Genomic DNA, 25,180 nt, shown 5'->3' with positions numbered 1-25,180 from the left:
TAAATTCGAGAAAGGCACTGGAAACCCTTCTTTTCAATGAAAGGTTCCTTTTTCATCCGAATCGAATAGGATAGATAGGAATCAGGAATCGAGGGAGTGGAAGAATGTTTACCGATAAGCAAATTCCAGATAGAGGTATGAGTGTGGTTTCCAACAGTAATGCTAATTTCGGCAGATGGGACGTCCTTTCCGATATTGTAAGTCCAGTCGGGCCGGATTTTAGAATCCCTGGACAATATACGAGTGATCAAGATACAAATATAGACCTTGGCCGACAACAAGATACCCATCCTGCACTGTTTGAACAATATGAGCAGAATGGCGGCTTTGGCCCGGTATACGCAATTCCAACGTATCCGCCTCATTTCACTCAACGCCAGGTTTCGGATGCAAATCCATGGCAACATAATTACGGACAAGGAAATGGATGGGGACAGTGGGGAGGCCAGTTTCATACAACGATACCCTTTTGGTCGTTCAATCCCTGGTATATCCATCCTTTTTGCAGACACCGATAATAGATCAATATTTGTCAATAATAAGAAGCCCATTTCGGCGATCGAAATGGGCTTTCATCATAACGCACGTTATTAAGTTATTCTCTCTTCCTCTAAGTTCCTCCATAGATGATGAGCTTCTCTAGCGATATGCTCTAACAAATCTGGCGGCGACGTCGTAGCAACAGCACATTTTTTAATCAAATCATCCAATTCCAATTTAAAGGCCTCTAAACTTTTGGCTTCTTGAATAATTATATTCTTGAATTGAGTTAAAATTGGCAGCGTTTCATTCCGAGGAGTACGTATCATTGTTTGCAGCGCAGTTGCTTGCATTTGCAGACGCTCGAATTTTTGCATCATCTGAGTAACTTGGTAGTTAACTTCATAATTAGATACATCCGAATAATGCCGTATATAGCCTAGATGATCTGCCATTTGTCTTATCCAAAAGACGCATTCATGTATAATTGCATCAGAAGGTGAAATTCTAGCGCCGCTTTCGATTAATTTATATACCCGCTGCGATTCCTCAGACTCTCTCACCATGTGGTCTAGAAGTGACACCGGCGTTGAAATAATAACCTCACAATGTAAGGATTTATCCATCGTGTATGCAAGTAGACTGTGAAATTCGCTAGTAGCATGATGGGCTTCGTTCAGCAATGTGCCGATATCGCCCTGTTTCTTTTCAGCCTTTTCCCACACCTTCCCGAGACGCTCAATATTGTTCAGATTGGCTCGAGCCAGTTCCGTTTCATAATGACTTATCTCTCTGTCGAAAAACCGACCATGGTCGTAATCATTACGTAACCAAAAAGCGATAATCCCATAGGTATCCCTTTCATAGTTATCCGTATACGCCATCACTCCGACCCCTTCCTTTTGGTGAATGATATGCTCGTGTTGACTTTTATTGATAGCATCAATGCGAGCATTTCATTGCCTAAACGATTGTATTCATCCATAAGTTTGTCCTATGAGCGATATGCTTCGAATCGCTCTTCCTATTTCAAAATATAAAAAATGAGCGTGAAGGAGTATACTATGGACAGAAGTTTGGTTTAAAGAAGAAGTGATTGGGAATAAATAAAAAAGGTGGTTTCTACATTGACAAAGGAAAAAAATGAATTAACGACAGAACAACGGGAAGACCTACTTCAAATATTGAAAGCCCGCTTTGAGAACAACATGAACCGACACCAAGGTCTTGAATGGATGAAAATCGAGAAAAAGCTAGAAGCCCATCCAGAAAAGCTATGGTCACTCAATGAAATGGAGAATACCGGAGGCGAACCGGATGTTATCGGCTATAACGTAGAGAAGGATGAATACGTTTTCTTCGATTGTTCAGCGGAAAGTCCGAAAGGCCGTAGAAGTGTTTGTTATGACCGGGATGCTTTGGAATCAAGAAAAAAACATAAGCCGGAAAATAGTGCAATTGATATGGCAACCGATATGGGCATCGAGTTATTATCAGAAAATGAATATCGGATGCTGCAGACACTAGGGAATTTTGATATGAAAACGTCCAGCTGGGTGCAAACGCCAGCTAACATCCGTAAGCTTGGCGGTGCAATTTTTTGTGATCGTCGCTACGACACTGTCTTCATGTACCATAATGGGGCGGACTCCTACTATGCTGCCAGAGGATTCCGCGGTTCACTGAAAGTCTGAATTCAATATACGCAACCAAAAAGGAAGGACATGTTCCATTGAACTGACATCGTTCTTCCTTTTATTTTGCCTCACAAAGCATTAACCGCTTGAAATCAACGTTGTTGTCTATATTGTACAATCGATTGTATAGAATAGACGTTATTCAGAGTGAACAAACGGTTGTCCAATAGGGCTGTGCATGTGACAAATGTTATGCATTGTACATAGCAATCTTTTGTGCAATTTGTTTAATCGACATAAAGACCTAACAAGTAAAGCTATGTATAATAAAGATTATTCACGACAAAGCTTTTTAGAAAGTCATTAGAAAGAAGATCTAATGTTGTTCTACAGAAGAGAAAATCATTTGCACTGTCGTAATAAATAGAGCTTTAAATATAACGCCGAAAGGGGTAAGGCAAATGTCTGCAGTTAATGAAAATTTTGATACACAAGCTGCTCAGATTCAACAAGCTTCGAAATTGGACGAATCACTTCATCCAAAAGCCGATAGCGAAAGAACCGTCAAACCAAAGGACTATATTTTTATGTGGATTGGTGATGGGGTTAACTTAGGAAATATGACGCTAGGTGCCAGCGTAATTGTTGCGGGAATTGCAACATTGAACATCTGGCAGACGCTTATTGCAGCTTTATGTGCAATTGGAATCATTTCAACTGTTTTCGCGTTAAATGATCGCGCCGGCTATAGAGAAGGGATTCCATACGTTGTTCAGCTCAGAATGTCCTTCGGGATAAAAGGAACAGTAATTTCGTCATTGTTACGCGGAATACCTGCCATCGTCTGGTATGGGGTTCAAAGCTGGATTGGCGGAACTGCCTTGAACGAAATTGCGAAAATCGTTACGAATGGATCATTTAATAATGTCGTTATATGTTTCATAGCACTTCAGTTAGTTCAAATTGTACTTTCTCTATTCGGATTCCATGCGGTTAAATGGGTAGAAACGGTTGCATCTGTTGTATTCATGATCGCACTTGTTTATGTTTTCGGCCTTCTTATGACTTCACATACAGCTGAAATTTCCCAAAACTGGGTACAAGCTAAAGGATCATGGGGCTTACCGTTCTTCGGTCTCATCATGGTATTCTTAGGTAACTATGCAGGTATTTTCGTAAGTGCTGCGGATTATTCCAGAGAGCTTAAAACTGGTTTGAGCAATAAAAAGCGTGGAGCACTATACTTTGTTCCAATCACTATTTCCTATGGCTTTGTTATTGTAATTGGAGCAATGCTTGCAGCTGCGACGGGCGTAACAAACCCGGCACAGGCGCTTCCAATCATTCTAGATAATGACTATGTTTCAGTCTTTGTTTCTGTATTTATCGTCATTGCGGTAATTGCAACAAATATGGTGGCAAACATCATTCCTCCAGTATATGTCATTACAATGTTGACAAAGTTAAAGTACAAAACATCTGCAATCATTACAGGATTGCTTGCGCTATGTGCATTCCCTTGGTTGCTTGTACAAGAGTCATCGGCAACTGGTTTGAATATGTTCATTCTCATTTACTCTGCATTTTTAGGACCGGTTATTTCAATACTAATCGTCGAGTATTACATCTTAAGAAAACAAAGAGTGAATACTGCAGAATTGTACAATGAGGAAGGATCTTTTAAAGGATATAACCCTGCAGGGTTGCTTGCGATGTTTATCGGTGCAGCTGCAGCGTTTATCGAGGTTGAGCTAGCTTGGATCATCGGAGTAGTAGTGGCAGGTACAGCTTACTATCTTCTATCGAAGTATGCGTTTAAAGGATCAAGTTTCAAAAAAGGAACTATCTTCGAGAAATAACAACTTTTCGAACTACCTCTTGGAGAACATTTCTTCCAGAGGTAGTTTTGTTTATTTAAAATGCACAATCATTTATTTAAAGTGTATATAACTCATCTTTTCCTTATTCATTATACATAATACAATCCTACCCTTTTGGTCAAGTGGCCTAAAGAAGTACAGTTTTTTATTCTGTATAATGATGTTTCCACTACTACTACTATTACAGTTATAAAACGTACAGGTCTCAATAGTAAGTGGCAACAGGTAAGGAGGGATTCTTTTGAGTCTTTTTGATAGAGAGAAAGCGGTGTCTGCTGGAAATAGTGTGGATGTCTTGCCGACAAAAGACGAAGATCGAAAATGGAGCGTTGGGAACTTTTTCACTGTTTGGATGGGTTCTGTACATAATATTCCAAACTATATCGCCATTGGCGGCCTTTTTGCTTTAGGACTGTCAGTCGGACAGGTTTTTGCAGCAATAATGATTGCTTCCATCATCATCGCAACGATGTTAGTTCTGAATGGTCATGCAGGTTCAAAATATGGACTGCCATTTGCTATGCTTCTTCGTTTATCCTACGGGCCAAAAGGGGCAATGATTCCAGGCGTTTTGAGGGGAGTCATTTCGTCAATTATGTGGTTCGGGTTCCAAACGTATGCAGGAAGCCAAGCACTATCGATTTTAATCGGTAAGCTCTGGCCAGGATATTTAACATTAGGCGGAGATTGGAGCCTGTTGGGATTATCGTTGCCAGCTTTGATTTCGTTTTTAGTCTTTTGGTTGTTTAATGTAGCTTTAATATATGGAGGAATGGGCTTCTTAGGGAGTTTTACTAATATCCTCTCACCACTCGTTTACATTGTTTTTGGAGGAATGGCTATTTGGGCCATTAATTTGGCGGGGGGAATCGAGCCGATACTAGCGTATACTGGCTCAGGAGTTACGGGAAATCAAATCGTTATCTTCGTCGCCGCTATAACGGCAATTGTTTCAGCCTGGGCAGCACCGATCGTAAATGTTTCTGATTTCACGAAGCTTGCAAAATCGACGAAGACGCAAGCGGTTGGACAAACTGTCGGTCTAGTTGTCACATATTTATTGTTCGCAATTGCAAGCATCTCGATAATTGTTGGTTCAGAAATAGCTTTCGGGACACCGATCTGGAATGTGCTTGATGTTGTAGCTCGATTTGATGGAACATTCGCGATTGCGATTTCAGTTCTTACACTATGCTTAACAACCATATCTGTTAATGTGACAGGAAATATAGTGCCTGCTGGTTATCAATTAGTATCTCTGTTCCCCAAAAAAACTTACATTCAAATTAGGTGCAATCATTGCAGCGATCATTGGTATTCTCGTAATGCCATGGAAGCTGATGGAGAGTGCAACAAGTGTTTTCACTTTCTTAAATATTGTCGGTGGGATATTAGCTCCGGTTACCGGAATCATGCTATCCCAATATTTTCATCATATCTAAAAAGGATATTGATTTGAATGCATTATATGATGCGAAAAAGGGAAGATACCATTATCAAAAAGGATTCAATATCAATGCGATTGTTACGACAATCATTGCCGGTGTTATTTGTTTGATTGGTAATTTCATTCCCATGTTAAAACCGCTTTATGATATGTCCTGGTTTGTCGGGATCATAACAGCTTTTATTCTTTACACATTGCTTGAATTGCGGCAGAGCAAGCGAACTTTATTTGCAAAATCGCCAACATTGAACGAAGAGAATAGTTAACGTGAAAGTGGCGAAACTAATAGTTGGCGAAAAATTGGTACGTTAAAAATTGATCGTTGGAAGGGGAATTCAAATGACTTTAGATGTAGTTATTAAAGGTGGAAATGTTGTATTGCGTGACGGTGTTTACAAGGTTGATATTGGTATTAAAGATGAAAAGATTTCTTGCATCGCTGAAAATATTACAGAAGATGCAAAAGAGGTCATTGATGCAACAGGTCAATACGTTATGCCGGGAATGATTGATACACACGTACACATTAGTGAGCCAGGACGTACAGAGTGGGAAGGTTTCGAAACAGGGTCGAAATCATTAGCTGCTGGCGGGACAACGAGCTATGTTGAAATGCCGCTTAATGCCCTCCCTGCAACAACTAACAAAGCTGCATTGGACTTGAAATTGGAAGCTGCTGTTGACCAAAACTACGTAGACTACGCATTTTACGGCGGACTCGTCCCGGGGAATGTGGATAAGCTAAAGGAAATGTCTGACGCTGGCGTTCTCGCTTTCAAATGTTTCCTATCCGATATTACAAGTGATATTCCGGATGATTTTGTAAATGTGGACGATTTCACATTGTACAAAGGTATGCAAAGGCTAGCGGAATTGGATCAAATCTTATGCATCCATGCTGAAAACTCGGCAATCCCATCTGGCCTTGCCAAGGAATTTGCTAGAGAAGGCAAAAACTCCGGGGTGGAATATGCGGAATCACGTCCTATCTTCACAGAAGTGGAAGCTGTTCAACGTGCAATCCTTATTGCGAAAGAAACAGGCTGTAAATTGCATCTTGTTCATATAAGCACTTCAGAGGCAATCCAAGTGATCTTGAAAGCAAAAAGAGAAGGCGTTGATGTGACGGTTGAATCATGCCCGCATTATTTTGCTTTCACTGCTGACCAAGTTGACGAAATCGGCCCTCGTGCAAAATGCCAACCGCCGATCAGAAAAGCGGAAGACCAAGCAAGACTATGGGACGAGTTAATGGCTGGGAATATCGACTGGCTTACTTCTGACCATTCACCATGTACGGAAGATTTGAAGCAAGGAAATATTTGGGAAGCATGGGGCGGTATTAGCGGCGCGCAAAATAACGTTGATCTAATGTTTGATTTAGCTGTTAAACAACGGGGATTGCCAGTCCATAAATTCGTTGAATTGATCGCAACGCACCCATCTGAACGTTTCAATATTTCACATAAAGGTGAAATTGCCGTTTCAAAAGATGCGGATATCATTTTAGTGGATCCTAACCAATCCTATACGGTGAAAAGGGAAGACCTTTACTATAAAAACAAACATAGTGCATATGAAGGCCGTCAAATTGACTGCCGCGTGACAAAAACAATCGTCCGCGGACATGTTGTATTCGATTTGGAAAAAGGAATTGTCGGAGAACCAGTTGGAAAATTGATCTCTGCTAACCGTTAATTGAAAAGCGAATAGGATAGATAATCCCTTTGTCATTGTCTGAGACGACTATGGCAAAGGGAAAATTGTGATGGGGGAATAACAAATGACTACATACGATTTGATCATTAGAAACGGAAAGATCGTCACAGCAGATTCTATTGTCCAAGGAGACATTGCGATTACAGACGGCAAAATTCAAGAAGTTGGCCAATCGATTCAAGGTTCAGCAGATCGAGTTATCGACGCAGAAGGGCTTCACGTATTGCCTGGATTAATAGATACGCATGTTCACTTTAATGAACCAGGAAGAACGGAATGGGAAGGCATTGCAACTGGAAGCAGAAGCTTGGCTGCTGGCGGAGCAACTTCTTTCTTTGATATGCCGCTGAATAGCACGCCTCCGACAATCAATAAAGAAAACCTTGATTTGAAAAAAGCATGCGCTGACGAAAAATCAGTTGTCAATCCTTATTTCTGGGGCGGCCTCGTACCAGAAAATATTGCGGATCTAAAAGAACTTCATGAAAATGGCGTCATCGGTTTTAAAGCATTCATGTCTCCAAGTGGCATCGCTGATTTCAATCATGTTGATGATGAAACGATCTTCAAAGGCATGAAAGAAATCGCTTCTCTTGGCTCTCTACTTGCAGTTCACGCTGAAAGCACAGTAATTTGTGATCAGCTTGCTGCAGAAAAACAGAAACAAGGGAAAACAACTGCCAGAGATTTTGTTGAATCAAGACCTATCATTTCTGAAATTGAAGCTGTTAGAAGAATTATCTCTTATGCAGAAGCAACTGGCTGTAAAGTACACGTCGTCCATGCAAGCAGCAAGAAAGTTGTAGACGTCATTCAGGCGGCGAAAGAAAGAGGCGTCGATATTACAGTTGAAACGTGCGGGCATTATTTAGCGTTAACTGTAAAAGATCTTGAAGAAAAAGGCGGTTTGGCGAAGTGCTGCCCTCCATTGCGCGATGAAGATGAAGTCGAAGATCTATGGGCTGCCGTCGCAAATGGGGAAATTAACGTTATCGCATCCGACCATTCTCCAGCACCAGCATCTATGAAAACAATTACAGATAACTATTTTGAAGGTTGGGGCGGCATCTCAGGTGCTCAATCAACACTTAACATTATGTTGACGGAAGGTTATTTCAAACGGAATCTTCCTTTAGAGAAAATCGTTGCGCTAACTGCAACAAACCCAGCGAAATTATTCGGACTTGAAAACAAGGGAACAATTGCAGAAGGTTATGATGCTGATATTGCGATCGTAAACTTGGAAGAAAGCTTTGAACTGAAAAACGAAGATCTTTTCTATCGTCACCAGCATTCTCCATATGTTGGTATGACGTTCAACGGAAAAGTGAAAATGACTATCGTTAATGGGGAAGTTGTTTTTGAAAACGGTGTTATCACTGCTGAAAAAACAACAGTTGCTCAATAAGAATAAAAAACCAAAACCCGGCTTGTTCCGGGTTTTGGTTTTTTTATTCTTTTTCTTTAAGTATGGATCCGATCAATAATGCGACACGAATACGCAATGAATGGGCTGGGTCGCGGAATGAGCAATTCAGTATTTCTTCCGCTTTCTCGATACGGTATTTCACTGTGTTTCGATGGATGTACAAGCGGCGAGATGTTTCAGAGATTTCACATTGCGAATCCAAGTACACTTGAATTGTTTTGATCAATTCTTGATTTTCTTTTGTTTTCGGATAAGCGAGGGACTTCAATGTATTTTCGTACAATGCTTTTACATCTTTTTTCGGAATCGTATTTAATAAGTCTTCAAGTTCCTTCATTTTATAAAAGTTAATGAACCCGAGCAGATTCATATCGTAACCGCTCGTAATTGCTTCACAAGCTTCGGAATAAGCGGTTGTAATATCTTTAATGGAATGAACGGTATTGCTGACGCCGAAAGAAATTGAATAATCGCCTTGTAGGCTCTCTTGGCATTTATTGACGAATTCGGTTACTTCGTTTGGATCTGCTTCGTTGCCATCGGCAAATTGCAATATCATAACGAAGTATTTTTCCTTCGTGAATAAAATCCCTTCCATATCGTTATGAACCATTTCATCTTCAAGTTGATCATAAATACTATTGTACAATTCCCCTGCTTTTTTCTCGTATAATTGCAGATCTTCGTAGTTCTGTCCTTTTTGATCAACCGTACAAACGATACAAATATTATTCAAATCCTCTTTTAATCCATAATAATTGGCGCGGCTTAATATTTCTTCATCAGAGTGAATTCTGTTTTCGATTAAATCATCAAAGAAATTATTTTTTAACAGTCGAGAATTTTCCTCGATAGCCTGCTCTTTAATAATTGTAAATGTAATGACGTTTCCTGCCTGCTCAATTGCCATCTGTGAAGATGGATAAGGCAACGTCATAGAATCGACAATGACGAGCATGCTAGGATGCTGCCGTTTTGTTTGAACAGGAAATGTGGAAATCGACTGGTGCTCTCTAGATGGAATATTGAATGTTAAACCTTCTCTTGCTGCAGACAAATCATCTTTCACTGTTGCAACGATTTCCTGTTCGACTATTTTCATGGGATCCATTCGAAAATCATGGCTATGGGCAATTTTTTCTCCCCGATGATTGAGTAAGAGGGTTGGGCGCGATAGAAAATGGCCTAATTGCTCAATGAGCGCTGTTAAGCTATACCCTTTAATCATCATATTAGAGAACTCTTTTTGAACGTGCAACGCATAGTAAAGCTGCTCGGCTTCAGCATCATTTAAATAATTCAAGATGTGGCGAGAAACTTCACCCAATGTATGTTTTGTCGGCAAGTCGATAATCGGAAATGCAAGATCATCCGCTAATAATTTAACTTCTGGCGGCAATTCCTTGAAGAAACGATTAATTTTAATGACAAGGCCCGAACAATTTAAATCATGCATTTGTCTAATTAACTCGCAGAACATTTGCGGGTCATCTTTAAACGCATAACCAGTTGAAAGAAGCAGGTGGTTCTCGGATAAAAAATTGATGACATCAGGCGTATCGGATATATTTACGAACTGTACGTTTCTTGTCAGACCGCGATGGCCTGCAAGCACGATGCTATCTTTAATACCTTCCAGTATGAATAAATCGTTAATTGTTTTCATAAGAATAACCTCATTTATTAAATCCCTATAGGAAATTTATATTCCTTCATTTTTTATTTTACGTGAAAAGTATACAAAAATCAAGCATCAATTTGTTCATAGTAAACAATGAAATTTTTGATTGATAGCTGTAGAATAGAGTAGATATGAGTAGAAAAGGGAATGCTATTTTTGTGGATATAATCTTGATTCGGGGTGGAAAAATGTTTTATTCAACGGATATGAAGTCAGATCGTTACAATGGGGCGTTTATATTGAATGCTCTTTCAGCGAGCGATGAAGTGGCCCGTATTGTTAAAACAAACCCCAAAGGTCATGTTCATAGTGTTTTTAATACTAGTTTCAATTTAGCTTTTGGCGGACAACTTGTCCATATTGGCGCATTGGAAAATGGACTCGCTCCATTCGGAATTGGAATGGAACAAGCAAATGCGCATTTACTTACGAAGCTCCTTGCAAGTAACTTGGACGTTTCTTGGGATGAAACATCGTCGTCCCTACTATTTCCGAAAGGGATCGTTCTTTCGTTAGGAAAAGTAAATTGGAAGAATCACGAACTGCGCCCATATAAATATCAAATAGATAGCCTTCAAGATAATTTTGAATTTATAGCATCCAAGCTTCTTCAACCTAATTGGCAAACGGGGCTGGCGGAGACGGAGGAAGGAAAAAAGCAAATCATTCAATATATACTAGATCCTTCATCGGCCACTAACGATATTGCCGTCTTAGAACGATTAGATAGTTTGAAGAATCTTGTCTATGATCATGAGTCTAATCCGCAAACTGTCTTTGATTATTGGATCGGTAGAGGGCTCGGGCTTACGCCTAGCGGGGACGATTGTATAACTGGTATTTGTGCGGTTCTATCAGCTTTGGAAGGGGCAGATCAAACTTTTCTGCAAAAGCTAAAACATTATTTAGTTGAACACGGCCAAAAACGAACGACACATATCGCTTTGGAATATCTTCTCTATGCGACCGAAAACAAATTCCATTCCCATCTTCTAAAGTTATGTTATGTTTTAGATAAACCGCATGGGCCTGAATTTTTGAAGGCTGTCGAAGAGATGAAGGAAATTGGGCATACGTCTGGCACAGATACATTAATAGGTGTCTTAATCGGTATGAAAGCTGCCGTTATGCATAAAAGGAAAGGTGATTGTTATTAACGGGTTATTAAAATCAAGTAACTGGATCTCGGGCTTACAGTGGCTCTTTTTTATTTTCACGAATATTGTTGTCATCCCGATCACAGTTGGAGCGGCTTTTGATCTTTCTCCGGAAACGATTGTCAATATGCTTCAACTATCATTTATCGTGACAGGGCTGGCATGTATTGTTCAAGCGTTTTTAGGACATAAGCGGGCCATTATGGAAGGGCAGTCCGGACTTTGGTGGGGAGTTATTTTAACGCTTTGCACTACAGCCGCAGCTCAAGGGATGCCTTTGCCTGTCCTAGGGGGCAGCTTGACAGTCGGTATTATCATTACTGCGGTTATTACGTTTTTAATCGGTGTAACTGGAGTTGGGCCTCATCTTGCCAAGTTGTTCACGCCAGCGGTAATGGGTGTATTTATGTTCTTGTTCGGATGTCAATTGATCGGTATCTTCCTAAAAGGGATGCTCGGTATTCCTTTTGGCAACAAGACTGAAGGTGCACATATTGATCTATCCATTTCATTATTGTCGATCATCATTGCAATTCTAGTTATCGTTATTAGCGTAAAAGCTCCTTCAAGCGTTCGCCGTTATGGCTTGCTCATCGGGATTATCGTCGGTTGGATCGTGTATGCGCTTATCTTTAAACCAGAAAGCCCGATAGGCGAAAATACGAAATTTGCTCTTGAATTATTCCCATTAGGAAAGCCGGCATGGGATATGGGTATTATAATTACGACTATTTTAGCGGGACTGTTAAATACAGCGAACACGTTTGGCGCATTAAAAGGAACGGAAAGCATGTATGAAGTGGAAACGACAAAGTCTGAGTATAGAGCTTCGTTTACGATTACAGGTATTTTCACGTTGATTGCAGGTATTTTTGGCCTCGTTCCAAATTCACCTTATGTTTCATCAATCGGTTTCTTAAGCCAGACAGGTATTATTAAAAGACTTCCGTTCATTCTCGGTGGGTTCATGTTCCTCATCATGGGACTCATTCCACCGCTTGGCCACTTTTTCTCACAGCTGCCGTTAAGCATCGGTAGTGCAGCATTATTTGTTTCTTATTTGCTTCTTTTGAATTCTTCGTTGAATTTCCTTAAGCAAGTTCGATTCAATACAGTCAATGTGTATCGTTCTGCAGTTCCATTGTTTGTTGGAATTATCATCATGACTCTTCCTGCTTCTTATTTCATTACGATTCCAAGCGTTATCCGCCCGTTGCTTAGCAGTGGATTGCTAGTAGGGATCATTTTAGCCCTACTACTTGAAAACCTATTCAACTGGGATAAATATGGAGTGGAAGAAAGCGCTCAGCAAAAGGAAAAAGAAAGCCCGCTTTCAGATGAGACTGTTATGAAAACAAAATGATTAGAACAAAAGCGCAGGGACCTGTCGCTTCTGACGTAAATGAAAAAAGGGCTTGAGAATTTTCTCAAAGCCCTTTTCTCAAAGTGTAGACAAAGTCGTTTTATGACTTTGTCTACACTCTTTTTCAGGAAAGTGGCAATGGGCAGGAATTTCCTCAAAGCCCTTTTGACTTACTGTAAATTGTTCGTTAGGAAGGCGATGACTTCTTTAAAAGCATCTTGGACGATTGGACTTTCCCAATCTTCATCGAATTGATGCTTGCCTTCTGGGATTGTTATGAGTTTATTATCAACGCCGTTTTCCGTTAGCTTTTCTGCCATTAAGACGGATTGCTCATATGGGACATCTTCATCTTTCGTACCGTGAAGCAGAAGTGTAGGCGGATAATCAGCTTCGACATGGAATAGTGGGCAGTATTTCGATATTTCATCTCTCCATACTACGGGAATCAGTCCAGTCAATTCTTCAATCCAAACGCCACTCTGTCTTGCATACATGTAAAGGGCATACCGCTTTTCAATCGGGCCGACTGAAATGATATCATTCGTGATAAGCGATTTGGCAAGTTCCCTTGGCACTGCTGTCATATTAGAATAATGAGGGCTCGGCTTTACTGCCCAATCACCTATAATATCGCCATACCCGTAGAAAGAGACGATCGCTTTCGGCTTATTCCTGAATGTTCCTGTTAACAAAGCAAGGTACCCACCTGCGGAACTTCCGATGACAGCTACTTTTTCTGGATCATAATCAAACTGTTTAGTGCCTTCGTTTTCAACCCAATGAAGGGCGTCGATAAGATCCTGTTGAATGGCAGGCAGTTTAGTTTCCGGCGCCAAACGATAGTCAATCGAAAAGACATTAAAGCCGGCTTGCGTAAATAAATCAATCTGTTCAGGTTTCATATCTTCACGCGATCCCCATAGAAGGCCGCCGCCGTGGATAAAGACAATCAATGGACGAGATTTGTCAGAGGCAGGGTAAAAATCCCCTTTCAGCTCGAAATTAGATTCCTGTTTATAGATGATCGTTGTTTTTGACAATGATGTCACACTTCTTTCTTCGTTTAGATATGCTTTATTTTTATATTGTATAATAAGATGGATATGATTTCGAGAAATGGACTTTGTAGTTACACGGAAAGGACTGGGCAAATGGAGTTTAAAGTTAAAGACTTACTAGCGATGGAGCCCATGAAGAATGCTGAAGTTTTAGGCGGACAAAACTATATTCATAATGTAATTGAAGGTGTAACCATTATGGAGGGACCTGATATTGCAAAATGGCTTAAAGGCGGGGAAGTGATCTTAACTAGCCTCTATTCGATTCGCAATTTTAATGATACAGAAATAAAAGATTTTATTTCCGAATTAGCGGAAAAGCGAGTAAGTGCACTTATTATTAAAAATTTTGGTGAGGCAATTTCCGAGCGGCTGCTTGAAGCGGGCAAAGTGTATAAAATGCCGATCATCAAACTTCCGCAAGAGGTTCCATTTGTCGATGTCATGTATCCGATCATGGGGGAGCTTTTCAATAATCAAGTTACAAAGCTGCAATATTACAAAGAGATTCATGACCGGTTTACAGCGTTATCTCTTGCTGATAAAGGCCTTGAGAAAATTATTCATACACTTGAAGAACTTATCGGCAATCCAGTTGCTCTATTTGATCGTAACTTTACTTGTATCGTTTCAACATATCCTGAGCTGGAAAACTTCGAAATGGTCGAGAAAGTTCACTTTTACGAACAAACATCAGGTATAAAATTTCCTCATTACCGACAAATAGTAAAATACCCGGAAATGGATAATATAAAAGGGCATCAAATTGTTGTCCCGATTGAGACGTTAAATCATAACAAAATGTATTTGTTGATTGGTGAAATTAATAAATCATTAGGAGAACTGGATTTAATAGCTGTTGAAAACGCAGCGACTTCATTATCTCTGGAACTCGTGAAACAGTTTGCGGTTGCTGAAGTTGAAAAGAAATATAAAAATGATTTAATTGAAGAGCTCATTAGCGGGAAAATCCAATCGGTCGATGCTGTATACGAAAAAGCTAACGTCATCGGTTGGGATTTCACGGGGGCTTTTGCGGCGGTACTCTTTAAAATCAATCGATATCCGGAAAATATGCTGAATCAAAATAGCGGACTTTCGGATCGAAGCCATTTTCTAGTCCATGAGGCGATACATCATTATTTGCCGAACGGTATCATTTCAAATAAAAGCAATCTGTTCATCGTCCTTTGGAAAGTTGAGAAGTCTAGCAAATCCGAGTCTTCGTGGATGAACGAGATTAAGAAAACTTCTAGTGCGATTCAAACAGTCATTAACGAACAAGTGAAAGATATTGGCGTTCAAGTTGGAATAGGTAGTGCAGTAAGTGATATTACTGAAATTCCTAAAAGTTACAGAGAAGCACATGACGCACTCGATTTAGGCGAAACGTTGAATGGCTTAGCATCGATTACCGCTTTCTCTGAGTTGGGGATTTTTAGATTGCTTCGCTATGTTAAAGATTCCACTGCATTAACTCAATTCATTCCACATTCTTTGAAAGAATTACTTGATTACCAACAGGCGAATCAAGCAGATTTGCTGGAAACATTGCAGACATTTTTGGAATGCAATCAAAATGCAGCCCAAACTGCCAAGCATCTCTTCGTTCACTACAAGACGGTTGTTTATCGGTTAGATAGAATCAAAGAAATAACAGGAATGAATTTTGATGATGCAGAAGAAATGCTGTCAGTAAGAGTTGGACTTAAGATTTACGAACTTCTTCAACGTGAAAACCAAGAATATTAAAAGAGGCGGCCAAATGTGCAGCCTCTTTTCATTTTCATTATCCATTTTAGATAATTATAAGATGAATCTTTATCTAACTATGCTAAAGACTATTTTGATTAGAACGTTTACAATGAGTGGTGGAGCTAATAGGTCATCTATAGTTGATAAATAATTCATTGCATACTATCGGCATGAATTACAAACAATAAGTTGCGTTTATAAAGAATTTACATAGCTTGGAAAAGGGTGGTGAAATAGGTGAACGATATTAAAACTACTATACAAAAGCTTGAACGTCTTGACGAAGAAACAGCCGGCAAGCTGGAATGGCTAGCTGAATTCGGAAAAGATCCTGAAGGTGGAGTTTCTCGTTTACTCTATACAAAAGAGTGGGTTGAAGGTCAACACGCGCTAAAAGAATGGATGGAAAACGAAGGCCTGGAAGCTCGATTTGATGAAATCGGCAACTTATACGGAACATTAAAAGGGACAAAGACAGATGAAACAATCTTGACGGGGTCCCATGTCGATACTGTGAAAAACGGCGGCCGTTTTGACGGAGCATATGGAATTGTAGCCGGAATCATAGCGTTGAAATATTTGAAAAAACATTTCGGTCAACCTTTACGCAACATTGAAGTCGTTTCGATGGCTGAAGAAGAAGGAAGCCGTTTCCCATACTCATTCTGGGGATCTAAAAACATTGTTGGATTAGCGAAACGTGAAGACGTTGAAGCGATAAAAGACTTTGAAGGTGTTCCTTTTGTAGAAGCAATGACAAAGGCTGGTTTCGCTTTCAGAGACGCTTCAAATGGTCCGCGTGAAGATTTAAAAGCGTTTGTTGAAGTGCACGTAGAACAAGGAAGCGTTTTAGAAATAGAAAAAACGGATATTGGTGTAGTGAATAATATTGTGGGGCAAAGACGGTATACGGTTGAAATAACAGGTCAAGCTAATCATGCTGGAACAACACCAATGGGTTATCGGAAAGATGCTGTTTTTGCGGCAAGCCATATGATCCATGAAATCATTTCCATGGCTAGAAAAATCGGTGATCCACTCGTAACGACAGTTGGAAAAATCGAAGCTTATCCAAACATCGTAAACGTTGTCCCTGGAAAAGCGATTTTCACAATCGATGTCCGTCACACTGATAAAGAAGCGATTATTTCATTCACAGAGCAAATGACGGCTAGGATGCAGGAAATTTCAACTGAACACGAAGTTGAAATGAATATCGATCTGTGGATGGATGAAGATCCAGTTCCGATGGATGAAAGAATCGTCGAACTTATTGAGAAGCAATGTAAAGCAAACGGTTTGAATTACAAAGTAATGCACAGTGGCGCGGGACATGATTCACAAATCTTTGCGCCTGTCATACCGACGGCTATGCTGTTTGTACCTAGTTTAAAAGGAATCAGCCATAATCCTGCTGAATTTACAGAGCCTGCAGATTTGGCGGAAGGCGTCAAAGCACTTATCGGCGCTCTTTACGAATTAGGCTATAAAGAATAACAAATTATTTCGATCGTCAGGTGTATGCCTGAAATTATATACAAATAGAGGAGAATGTAACGATGGGTTATCCAAAAGACTTACTTTCAAGCAGATCTATTATTAAGCCTGGTCAATATGCTTTAATCGCACCAGAGGGATTAGTAAATAATGTGATTCCTGGGTTTGAAAATTGCAGAATCTCCATCCTAGGTTCACCAAAACTTGGTGCAAGCTTTGTCGACTATATCGTCACAATGCACGAAGGCGGAAAGAACAGCAAGGGTTACTGCGGTGAAGAAGATGTACAAAGCTTTGTTTACGTTATTAGCGGTAAAGTGAAAGCGAAAGCGGACGACGAAGAATTCATTTTAGAGGAAAGCGGCTACCTATACTGCCCTCCAGGCGTAACAATGTATTTGGAGAACTTGGAAGCTGGAGATTCACGTCTATTCCTTTACAAGCAAAAGCATAATCCGCTAGAAGGGAAAAAGCCTTGGGTTGTTTCCGGTCATGCGAATGACATCGAATATATGGACTACGATGATATGACAAACGTACACCTTAAAGATCTATTGCCATTAGATCTTGCATTTGATATGAACTTCCATATTCTTTCATTTGACCCTGCAGCAAGTCATCCATTCGTTGAAACACATTATCAAGGTCACGGTGCGTACTTGCTATCAGGCGAGGGTATGTACAATCTAGATAATGAATGGATTCCAGTTAAAAAAGGCGATTACATTTTCATGGCGCCATATGTGCATCAAGCAGCTTATGCAGTTGGTAGAGAGCCATTGACATATGTTTATTCTAAAGATTGTAATCGGGATGCATCACTATAATAATCCCTAAAAAGAGGTGTCATGATGAGAGTAAGTAGAGAAGACTTACAAGGTCTAATCAAGACGAAGCTTCATAAAGCGGGTCTTAAAGAAGAACATGCTGACATCGCGGCAGACGTACTAACGTTTGCCGACGAAAGAGGCATTCACTCCCACGGCGCAATGCGTGTGGAATATTATGCTGAACGTATCGCCAAAGGTGGAATGAATACAAACCCGGACTTTAAATTCGAAAAAACAGGCCCGGCGACAGGAGTATTCCACGGAGACGGCGGAAATGGCCATACAGCGGCGAAATTAGCTATGGACGAAGCCATTAAAATGGCTAAAGAGAGTGGAGTTGCCATTATTGGCGTTCGAGACATCTCTCACAGCGGAGCAATTTCTTACTTTACAAATCAAGCGGCAAATGCTGATTTGATTGGCTTCTCCGTTTGTCAATCTGACCCGATGGTCGTTCCATTTGGCGGTGCTGAACCTTATTATGGTACAAATCCGATCGCTTTTGCTGCACCTAGCAGCGACGGCAGAATGATTACATTGGATATGGCAACGACTGTACAAGCTTGGGGTAAAATCCTTCATGCTCGTTCCAAAAACGAATCCATTCCTGAGACATGGGCAGTTGATAGCGATGGACAACCAACGACAGATCCGATGAAAGTAAATGCGTTACTACCGATTTCAGGTCCTAAAGGTTATGGACTTGCGATGATGGTTGATGTTCTTTCAGGGATTCTTCTTGGACTTCCGTTCGGTAACAAAGTTTCCTCCATGTATGAAGACTTATCTGAGTACCGAAAATTAGGTCAACTCCATATTGTCATCAACCCAGCATTCTTTACAGGATTAGCTGATTTCAAAAATAATATTACTCAAACAATGAGCGATCTAAACGGAATCAAGCCTGCACCTGGCTTCTCAAAAGTCCTTTATCCTGGACAAAACAACGACGTTGTCATTGAGGAGTATAAGGAAAACGGCATCGAGATTGTCGATGACATTTACGAGTATTTAAAATCAGATGTCATCCATAATAATCAATATGATCATAAGAACCCATTCGCTGAGTAATATTCATTATTCGAATATAGATATATCGGTTAAAAAACTTAATAGGGGTGTGTGGAATGCGACTAAGTAGTGAGCAATTGAATGAGTTAATTACAACAAAACTGCATAAAGCAGGATTAACTGAAGATCATGCACGTGGCGTTGCGGACGTACTTGTTCATGCGGATGCCAGGGGAGTTCACTCTCATGGAGCAATGAGAGTTGAATATTATGCAGAGCGAATCGCTAAAGGCGGACTTAATGCAAACCCTAATTTCACATTTGAAAAAACGGGTCCTGCCACTGCTGTTTTTGATGGCGACAACGGAGTAGGGCATGTTGCTGCAAAGTTAGCGATGGACGAAGCGATTCAAATGGCAAAAGAAAATGGAGTAGCAGTCGTTGGCGTAAAAAGGATCGGACATAGTGGTGCTCTTTCTTACTTCGTACAACAAGCTGCAAATGAAAACTTGGTTGGTATTTCAGTATGTCAATCGGACCCTATGGTTGTTCCGTTCGGCGGTTCAGAGCCCTATTACGGAACGAATCCAATTGCTTTTGCAGCACCAGGCAAAGACGGTAAACATATTACATTTGATATGGCGACGACTGTTCAAGCTTGGGGTAAAATACTCCATGCTCGATCAAAAAATGAAACCATTCCAGACACATGGGCAGTTGATAGCGAAGGACATCCTACAACCGATCCATTCAAAGTAAACGCGCTCGTTCCGATAGCAGGTCCTAAAGGTTATGGACTTATGATGATGGTTGACGTTCTATCTGGAATTCTGCTAGGACTTCCTTTTGGAAACAAAGTTTCTTCCATGTACCATGATTTAACCGAATATCGAAATCTAGGACAGCTTCACATCGTTATTAATCCAGAATTCTTCGCTGGGTTAACTACATTCCAAGAAAGCATTGCAACAACAATGCAAGATCTCAATAACATTAAACCGGCTCCTGGTTTTGATCATGTTTCTTATCCTGGGCAAAGAAGTGCCGAAAGGGAAAAGCAATACGAGGAGAACGGAATTGAAATTGTAGATCATATTTATGAATATTTAATTTCAGACGTAGTGCATAACAATGCGTATGATAATAAAAGCCCTTTTGCTAAGTAAGATTTTTTAAAGGAGAAAGGGTGGTCATCCTGAGTGGCCACCCCCTTTTCTGTGCCGATTTTCCATTGGCGTCTTTGATTTTACGTAATGAATGTATTGAAAAAATAACAATAAGAGGTGCGTGAAAACATGCTTTATACGATTGTAAAACAGAATTCATATCAGGATTCAGTTAACCTAATGCTTCTCACGAATAAAATTTCTACAATGGAAGGCGTAAACAAAGTTCAAATTATGATGGGAACGCCTGCTAACAAAGATATCTTCAAAACTGCTGGCCTATTTACAGACGAGCTTGAAGGTGCTGCTTCAAACGATATGTGTATCGTTGTCGACACAGAAAATGAAGAGAAAATCCAAGAAGTTCTTGATGAAGTAGACAATTACTTAAGCAACCAAGCAATTAGCGCTGGTAAAGAAGCTTTTGAAACTGTTAACTCATGGGACAAAGCTGTAAATGCACTTCCGGATGCCAATATTGCGATCATCTCTACACCAGGTCAATATGCTGCAGAAGAAGCAGAAAAAGCGCTTGACCGAGATATGCACGTTATGATCTTCAGTGACAACGTAACAATTGAAGATGAGCGCCGCATTAAAGAAAAAGCACATGAAAAAGGTCTTCTTGTCATGGGACCTGATGCTGGTACAGTAATCGTTTCTGGTGTTCCTCTTGCATTCGCAAACGTTGTAAAAACAGGAAAAATTGGCGTTATCGGTGCTTCAGGAACAGGAATCCAAGAAGTAACGACTGAAATCGACCGTCTTGGTGCAGGTGTAAGCCATGCAATCGGTACTGGTGGACGTGACCTTTCTGATAAAATCGGTGCAATCACAATGTTAGACGGCCTCAGAGCGTTGGCGCAACATAACCAAACAGAAGTGATCACACTTATTTCTAAGCCACCTGCAAAAGAAGTTCGTGACGAAGTTGTACAATTGCTACACAGCATCTCTAAACCGGTTGTTGCCATCTTCCTTGGAGAAGAGCCTCATAACCATGAAGGAAATGTATACTATGCAAACACACTTGAAGAAACAGCAGCAATCGCTGTCGATCTTGTAAAAGGCAACCCGATCAAATCAAATTATAATCATCTTGAAGACGAAGTACCTTCAGTTGAGTTGAAACCTGAACAAAAAACAATCAAAGGTCTTTATTCCGGCGGTACGCTTGGATATGAAGCAGCTACATTGATCAGCAGAGGCTTGAACCTTGGAGAAACTGACCATCACCAAGCTGGCTACCTTCTAAATGCGGACGGCTTTGAAGTAATTGACCTTGGTGACGATATTTACACACAAGGAAAACCGCATCCAATGATCGATCCGGATACAAGAATTCAATTCTTCCAAAAAGCTGCTCAAGACGAGTCAACAGCAATCATCCTATTTGACGTAGTTCTTGGATATGGTTCACACGATGATATGGCTGGCGCATTGCTTCCAGGCATCGAAAAAATCCAACAAGAAACTAAAGCAAATGGAAGAAACGTTTACTTCGTAGCAACTGTTTGTGGTACAGATCAAGATCCACAAGGAATCGACGAGCAAAAAGCGAAACTAGAAAAAGCTGGCGTTATCCTACGTGATAGCAACAACCAAGCTACTTTAACAGCATTAGCAATGCTCGGCATTCAAGTTGAAGAGGTTGAAAAAGAAGTAGTTCCTGCAAAAGCAGAAGCTGCAAACGTTGACTTTTCAGTTTCCGAAGCAATCGAGAGACTATTGAATGAAAAACCAAGCGTCGTTAACGTTGGTTTGAAGAAATTCACTGAATCGATTACTGCTACCGGTGGCAGAGTTGTTCAATATGACTGGCGTCCAGTTGCTGGCGGAAACCCAAGACTTCGCAAAATCTTGAGCCTTCTTAAGTAATATCAAAAGCGGAAGCGCCTGGCCAGGGGCGACAGGCATAAGACGAATTGGCGAAGAGGCGTTTTTTGCCTCACAGCCAAGTTGGCTTATGACCCGAGCCCCTAGGCGCTGGAGCTAGACGTATCAAAAGCGGAAGCGCCTATTAGGGGCTTAAATATGGACCCGTTGGCGCTGTAGCTGAAGGCACTGGATTTGGAAGCAGCATTTTATGAGAAATATTGAATTTTCAGGAGGAAACCACTATGTACGGACAATTTAAAACAATTGATGAAGCAAACCGAGCGGTTATCGATAAAGTTGTATCAGGCGCACCATTTTTATTGGATGTTGTTGCAGCGAAATCCGTAATTGAAGAGCTCAATGGAAAAGTGTTGCTTCATGCTGGCCCACCAATTAAATGGGAAAACATGACAAGCCCGATGCAAGGATCTTGTATTGGTGCTACACTATTCGAAGGCTGGGCGACAAACGCTGACGATGCACGCAAGATGCTTGAAAACGGAGAAATCGAATTCATTCCATGCCACCATGTGAACGCTGTTGGTCCAATGGGCGGTATCACTTCTGGTAATATGCCTGTTCTTGTCGTTGAAAACCAAGATGGCGGAAATCGTGCTTACTGCACAATGAACGAAGGAATCGGTGCTGTACTTCGTTTCGGTGCATACTCAAAAGAAGTTATTAACCGTCTTAACTGGTTCAGAGATATTCTTGGACCAACACTATCTAAAGCTCTTAAAATTAAAGGTGACGGCCTAAACGTTAACGTTATGATGGCGAAAGCAATTACAATGGGTGACGAATTCCACCAACGTAATATTGCTGGATCACTTATCTTCTTGAAAGAAATCGTTCCTTACATCCTACAAACTGATGTAAACGAAAATGACAAGCAAGATGTAATTCAATTCCTTGCAGACACAGATCAATACTTCTTGAACATCGCAATGGCTTCTACAAAGGCTGTAATGGACTCTGCAAGACAAATCCAACAAGGTACAGTTGTAACAGCAATGTGCCGTAACGGATATGAATTCGGTATCCGTATCGCAGGTATGGGTGACCAATGGTTCACAGCACCAGTTAACACGCCGCAAGGTCTATTCTTCACAGGATACGATCAAGATATGGCTTGTAAAGACATGGGTGACAGTGCAATCACTGAAACATTCGGTGTCGGCGGTATGGCTATGATCGCTGCTCCTGGTGTTACACGTTTCGTAGGTGCCGGCGGTATGGACGACGCTGTTACGACAAGTAATGACATGATGGATATTTGTATCGATCACAACCCGAACTTCTCTATTCCTACTTGGGACTTCAAAGGTTCTTGCCTAGGAATCGACGCTAGAAAAGTTGTTGAAACTGGAATCGAGCCGGTTATCAACACTGGTATCGCTCACAAAGAAGCTGGCGTTGGACAAATCGGTGCAGGTACAGTTCGTGCTCCATTAGCTTGCTTTGAAAAAGCAATCGATGCTTACGCAGTGAAGCTTGGTTTAATCGAAGCGGAATAATGGATTCATGTGGAGAGGAATAGTCATTAGCTAGTTCCTCTCCATTTTTCTGTTAGGAATTCAGTGGTTTCAAATGAAGAATATTTTTTCTTACTTAAAGGAGAGTTAGCGATGAGCAAAAAAATCGTTTTAGCGATTGGCGGAAATGCGATTATTAAAGAAGGTCAAAAAGGAACACTTGAAGAGCAAGTCCAAAACATTAACGAAAGTGTTGAGCCTGTCATCGATTTAATCGAACAAGGAAACACTGTCGTTATCACACACGGAAACGGTCCACAAGTTGGTAATACATTGATTAAAAACCAAGTTGCAGAATCTGTAGTCCCAGCATTTCCTCTTGATGTATTAGATGCTGAAACTCAAGGGAACTTAGGATACCTCATTCAACAAGCATTTAGAAATAAAATGGTCGAGCGTAAAATAAACAGACCGGTTGCGACAATTATTACTCAATCTGTCGTTTCTAAAGACGATGCTGCTTTCTCGAACCCAACAAAACCAATCGGTCCATTCTACACGCAAGAAGAGTTGGACAAAATTCTTGAGACTGAAGAAATTTCTTACGTTGAGGACAGCGGCCGTGGATACAGACGCGTTGTAGCTTCTCCAAAACCGGTTACTATCGTTGAGAAAGAAGCGATCCAAGCACTTCTTGACAAAGAAATCACAGTCATCACTGCTGGTGGCGGCGGAATCCCTGTAGTTGAAGAGAACGGCATGCTGAAAGGTACGGATGCTGTTATTGATAAAGACTTTGCAAGCGCATTGTTAGCTGCGGAAATCAATGCAGATTACCTCTTCATCTTAACAGGTGTTGAACAGGTAGCGATCCACTTCGGTACTCCACAACAACAGAACTTGTTTGAAATGACAGTTGAAGAAGCACTTCGCTACATGGATGAAGGTCACTTCCCGAAAGGAAGCATGGGTCCAAAAATCGAAGCAGCGATTATGTTCTTGGAAAAAGGCGGCAAAAACGTCGTCATCACATCAATGGACAAACTTCAAGATGCACTCGAAGGAAAAACAGGTACTCGCGTAACTCTATAATATAAACAGAATGGCAGCTCTCGTAGCTGTCTTTTTGTGCATTTTTATATGACAGGGACATTCAAAAAAGGGCGTGTTTCAATGTCTGATAATATTGATGACTATATTCAACAAGGAATGTTTGGTACTAAACAAACAAAGCCGGACGAACGCCGGAAATTCCTCGGAACAATTCGCGAACGGATCGTCATTGCACTTACACAAGAACAAGTGAAAGAGCAAGGCATTTATAAACAAGTCGAAGATGCCATAAAAGAAAATAAAAAAGCTCGTCTATATTTAAACGGAAATATAAATTATGGCGTGCTGTCAAAATATACGAAAATTGCATCCAAACATGGTGTGAATTACACATTTGTCACTAACAAAAAACATAATTCCGAAATTGGACTCCTCCTTGCATATGACCATGCCATTAACAAAGAGGAGATTTACGTCAAAAAAGAAATTCCCACACCGACGCCTCAACAAATCAAAAACGAAAAGAAAGGCCTCCTCTCCATCCTCTCAAAACTCTTCAAGCAGCAAAATTAGAGTTGGCAGTGTCCATTAGCGTTGCAGGTCAAGGAATATCTGGAAAATGGTCCACTTTAATGAATACTATTGCTTGAATAAACACAAA

At 40.6% G+C, this 25,180-nt stretch carries 21 protein-coding genes; 18 read left to right on the top strand and 3 right to left on the bottom strand.

Annotated elements, in window-relative coordinates; translation table 11 throughout:
- Positions 1-104 precede the first annotated feature (104 nt).
- Positions 105-518 carry a hypothetical protein gene (locus ACR65H_RS17380; RefSeq protein WP_440502067.1) on the top strand — a complete coding sequence of 138 codons (414 nt, stop codon included), beginning with the start codon at positions 105-107 and terminating at the stop codon, positions 516-518.
- A 72-nt stretch (positions 519-590) separates the two neighbouring features.
- Here ACR65H_RS17380 and ACR65H_RS17375 read toward each other — a convergent pair whose 3' ends face one another.
- Positions 591-1,364, bottom strand: a complete 774-nt coding sequence (locus ACR65H_RS17375) for a DUF2935 domain-containing protein (protein ID WP_440502065.1) — start codon at positions 1,362-1,364, stop codon at positions 591-593.
- Positions 1,365-1,607: 243 nt separating this feature from the next.
- Here ACR65H_RS17375 and ACR65H_RS17370 point away from each other — a divergent pair, with 243 nt between their 5' ends.
- From ACR65H_RS17370 to ACR65H_RS17345, 6 genes are all read left to right on the top strand, one after another.
- On the top strand, positions 1,608-2,174 hold the full coding sequence (locus ACR65H_RS17370; protein ID WP_440502063.1) for a DUF4256 domain-containing protein: 567 nt from the start codon (positions 1,608-1,610) through the stop codon (positions 2,172-2,174).
- A gap of 404 nt (positions 2,175-2,578) precedes the next feature.
- A complete protein-coding gene (locus ACR65H_RS17365; protein ID WP_440502062.1) occupies positions 2,579-3,976 on the top strand; it encodes an NCS1 family transporter in 1,398 nt (465 codons plus the stop codon).
- Between the two features lie 262 nt (positions 3,977-4,238).
- Positions 4,239-5,456 carry a cytosine permease gene (locus tag ACR65H_RS17360; RefSeq protein WP_440502060.1) on the top strand — a complete coding sequence of 406 codons (1,218 nt, stop codon included), beginning with the start codon at positions 4,239-4,241 and terminating at the stop codon, positions 5,454-5,456.
- Positions 5,453-5,710 carry a cytosine permease gene (locus tag ACR65H_RS17355; RefSeq protein ID WP_440502058.1) on the top strand — a complete coding sequence of 86 codons (258 nt, stop codon included), beginning with the start codon at positions 5,453-5,455 and terminating at the stop codon, positions 5,708-5,710. The genes ACR65H_RS17360 and ACR65H_RS17355 overlap by 4 nt, the downstream gene beginning before the upstream one ends.
- Positions 5,711-5,783: 73 nt before the next feature.
- Positions 5,784-7,142: an allantoinase AllB gene (allB, locus tag ACR65H_RS17350; RefSeq protein ID WP_440502056.1), complete on the top strand. Its 1,359-nt coding sequence runs from the start codon at positions 5,784-5,786 to the stop codon at positions 7,140-7,142.
- Positions 7,143-7,227: 85 nt separating this feature from the next.
- The gene (locus ACR65H_RS17345) at positions 7,228-8,571 is read left to right on the top strand and encodes an allantoinase (protein ID WP_440502054.1); all 1,344 of its coding nucleotides are present in this window, start codon (positions 7,228-7,230) and stop codon (positions 8,569-8,571) included.
- A gap of 43 nt (positions 8,572-8,614) precedes the next feature.
- On the opposite strand, the gene ACR65H_RS17340 is transcribed toward ACR65H_RS17345, so the two are convergent.
- Entirely contained in the window at positions 8,615-10,258 is a 1,644-nt protein-coding gene (locus ACR65H_RS17340) for a PucR family transcriptional regulator (RefSeq protein WP_440502052.1), read from the bottom strand.
- A gap of 203 nt (positions 10,259-10,461) precedes the next feature.
- Here ACR65H_RS17340 and ACR65H_RS17335 point away from each other — a divergent pair, with 203 nt between their 5' ends.
- Both ACR65H_RS17335 and ACR65H_RS17330 read left to right on the top strand, forming a co-directional pair.
- On the top strand, positions 10,462-11,430 hold the full coding sequence (locus ACR65H_RS17335; protein WP_440502050.1) for an oxamate carbamoyltransferase subunit AllH family protein: 969 nt from the start codon (positions 10,462-10,464) through the stop codon (positions 11,428-11,430).
- The gene (locus ACR65H_RS17330; RefSeq protein ID WP_440502049.1) at positions 11,417-12,793 is read left to right on the top strand and encodes a uracil/xanthine transporter; all 1,377 of its coding nucleotides are present in this window, start codon (positions 11,417-11,419) and stop codon (positions 12,791-12,793) included. Before ACR65H_RS17335 ends, ACR65H_RS17330 begins: the two co-directional genes overlap by 14 nt.
- 170 nt (positions 12,794-12,963) lie before the next feature.
- Here ACR65H_RS17330 and ACR65H_RS17325 read toward each other — a convergent pair whose 3' ends face one another.
- Positions 12,964-13,836, bottom strand: coding sequence for an alpha/beta hydrolase (locus tag ACR65H_RS17325; RefSeq protein ID WP_440502047.1), 873 nt, complete (start codon positions 13,834-13,836; stop codon positions 12,964-12,966).
- A gap of 111 nt (positions 13,837-13,947) precedes the next feature.
- Here ACR65H_RS17325 and ACR65H_RS17320 point away from each other — a divergent pair, with 111 nt between their 5' ends.
- The 9 genes from ACR65H_RS17320 to ACR65H_RS17280 all read left to right on the top strand — a co-directional run bounded on the left by ACR65H_RS17320 (position 13,948) and on the right by ACR65H_RS17280 (position 25,092).
- Positions 13,948-15,606 (top strand): PucR family transcriptional regulator, encoded by a 1,659-nt coding sequence (locus tag ACR65H_RS17320; RefSeq protein ID WP_440502046.1) that lies wholly within the window; start codon positions 13,948-13,950, stop codon positions 15,604-15,606.
- Positions 15,607-15,846: 240 nt separating this feature from the next.
- The gene (allC, locus tag ACR65H_RS17315; RefSeq protein WP_495164288.1) at positions 15,847-17,106 is read left to right on the top strand and encodes an allantoate deiminase; all 1,260 of its coding nucleotides are present in this window, start codon (positions 15,847-15,849) and stop codon (positions 17,104-17,106) included.
- Between the two features lie 62 nt (positions 17,107-17,168).
- Positions 17,169-17,933 carry a (S)-ureidoglycine aminohydrolase gene (allE, locus tag ACR65H_RS17310; protein ID WP_440502044.1) on the top strand — a complete coding sequence of 255 codons (765 nt, stop codon included), beginning with the start codon at positions 17,169-17,171 and terminating at the stop codon, positions 17,931-17,933.
- Positions 17,934-17,957: 24 nt separating this feature from the next.
- Positions 17,958-19,007, top strand: coding sequence for an ureidoglycolate dehydrogenase (gene allD / locus ACR65H_RS17305; protein WP_440502042.1), 1,050 nt, complete (start codon positions 17,958-17,960; stop codon positions 19,005-19,007).
- Positions 19,008-19,063: 56 nt separating this feature from the next.
- Positions 19,064-20,113, top strand: coding sequence for an ureidoglycolate dehydrogenase (allD, locus tag ACR65H_RS17300; protein ID WP_440502040.1), 1,050 nt, complete (start codon positions 19,064-19,066; stop codon positions 20,111-20,113).
- A gap of 129 nt (positions 20,114-20,242) precedes the next feature.
- The gene (gene fdrA / locus ACR65H_RS17295; RefSeq protein ID WP_440502038.1) at positions 20,243-21,991 is read left to right on the top strand and encodes an acyl-CoA synthetase FdrA; all 1,749 of its coding nucleotides are present in this window, start codon (positions 20,243-20,245) and stop codon (positions 21,989-21,991) included.
- Between the two features lie 242 nt (positions 21,992-22,233).
- Complete coding sequence (locus ACR65H_RS17290; protein WP_440502036.1) at positions 22,234-23,508, top strand: YlbE family protein; 1,275 nt, start codon at positions 22,234-22,236, stop codon at positions 23,506-23,508.
- 111 nt (positions 23,509-23,619) lie between these two features.
- Positions 23,620-24,558 (top strand): carbamate kinase, encoded by a 939-nt coding sequence (arcC, locus tag ACR65H_RS17285; RefSeq protein WP_440502034.1) that lies wholly within the window; start codon positions 23,620-23,622, stop codon positions 24,556-24,558.
- Between the two features lie 81 nt (positions 24,559-24,639).
- Positions 24,640-25,092, top strand: coding sequence for a YueI family protein (locus ACR65H_RS17280; protein WP_440502032.1), 453 nt, complete (start codon positions 24,640-24,642; stop codon positions 25,090-25,092).
- Positions 25,093-25,180 lie beyond the last annotated feature (88 nt).

It is taken from the genome of Sporosarcina sp. SAFN-015 (assembly GCF_059415085.1).
Note: the sequence above shows the minus strand (reverse complement) of the source record. Positions and strands in the feature narration are given on the sequence as shown.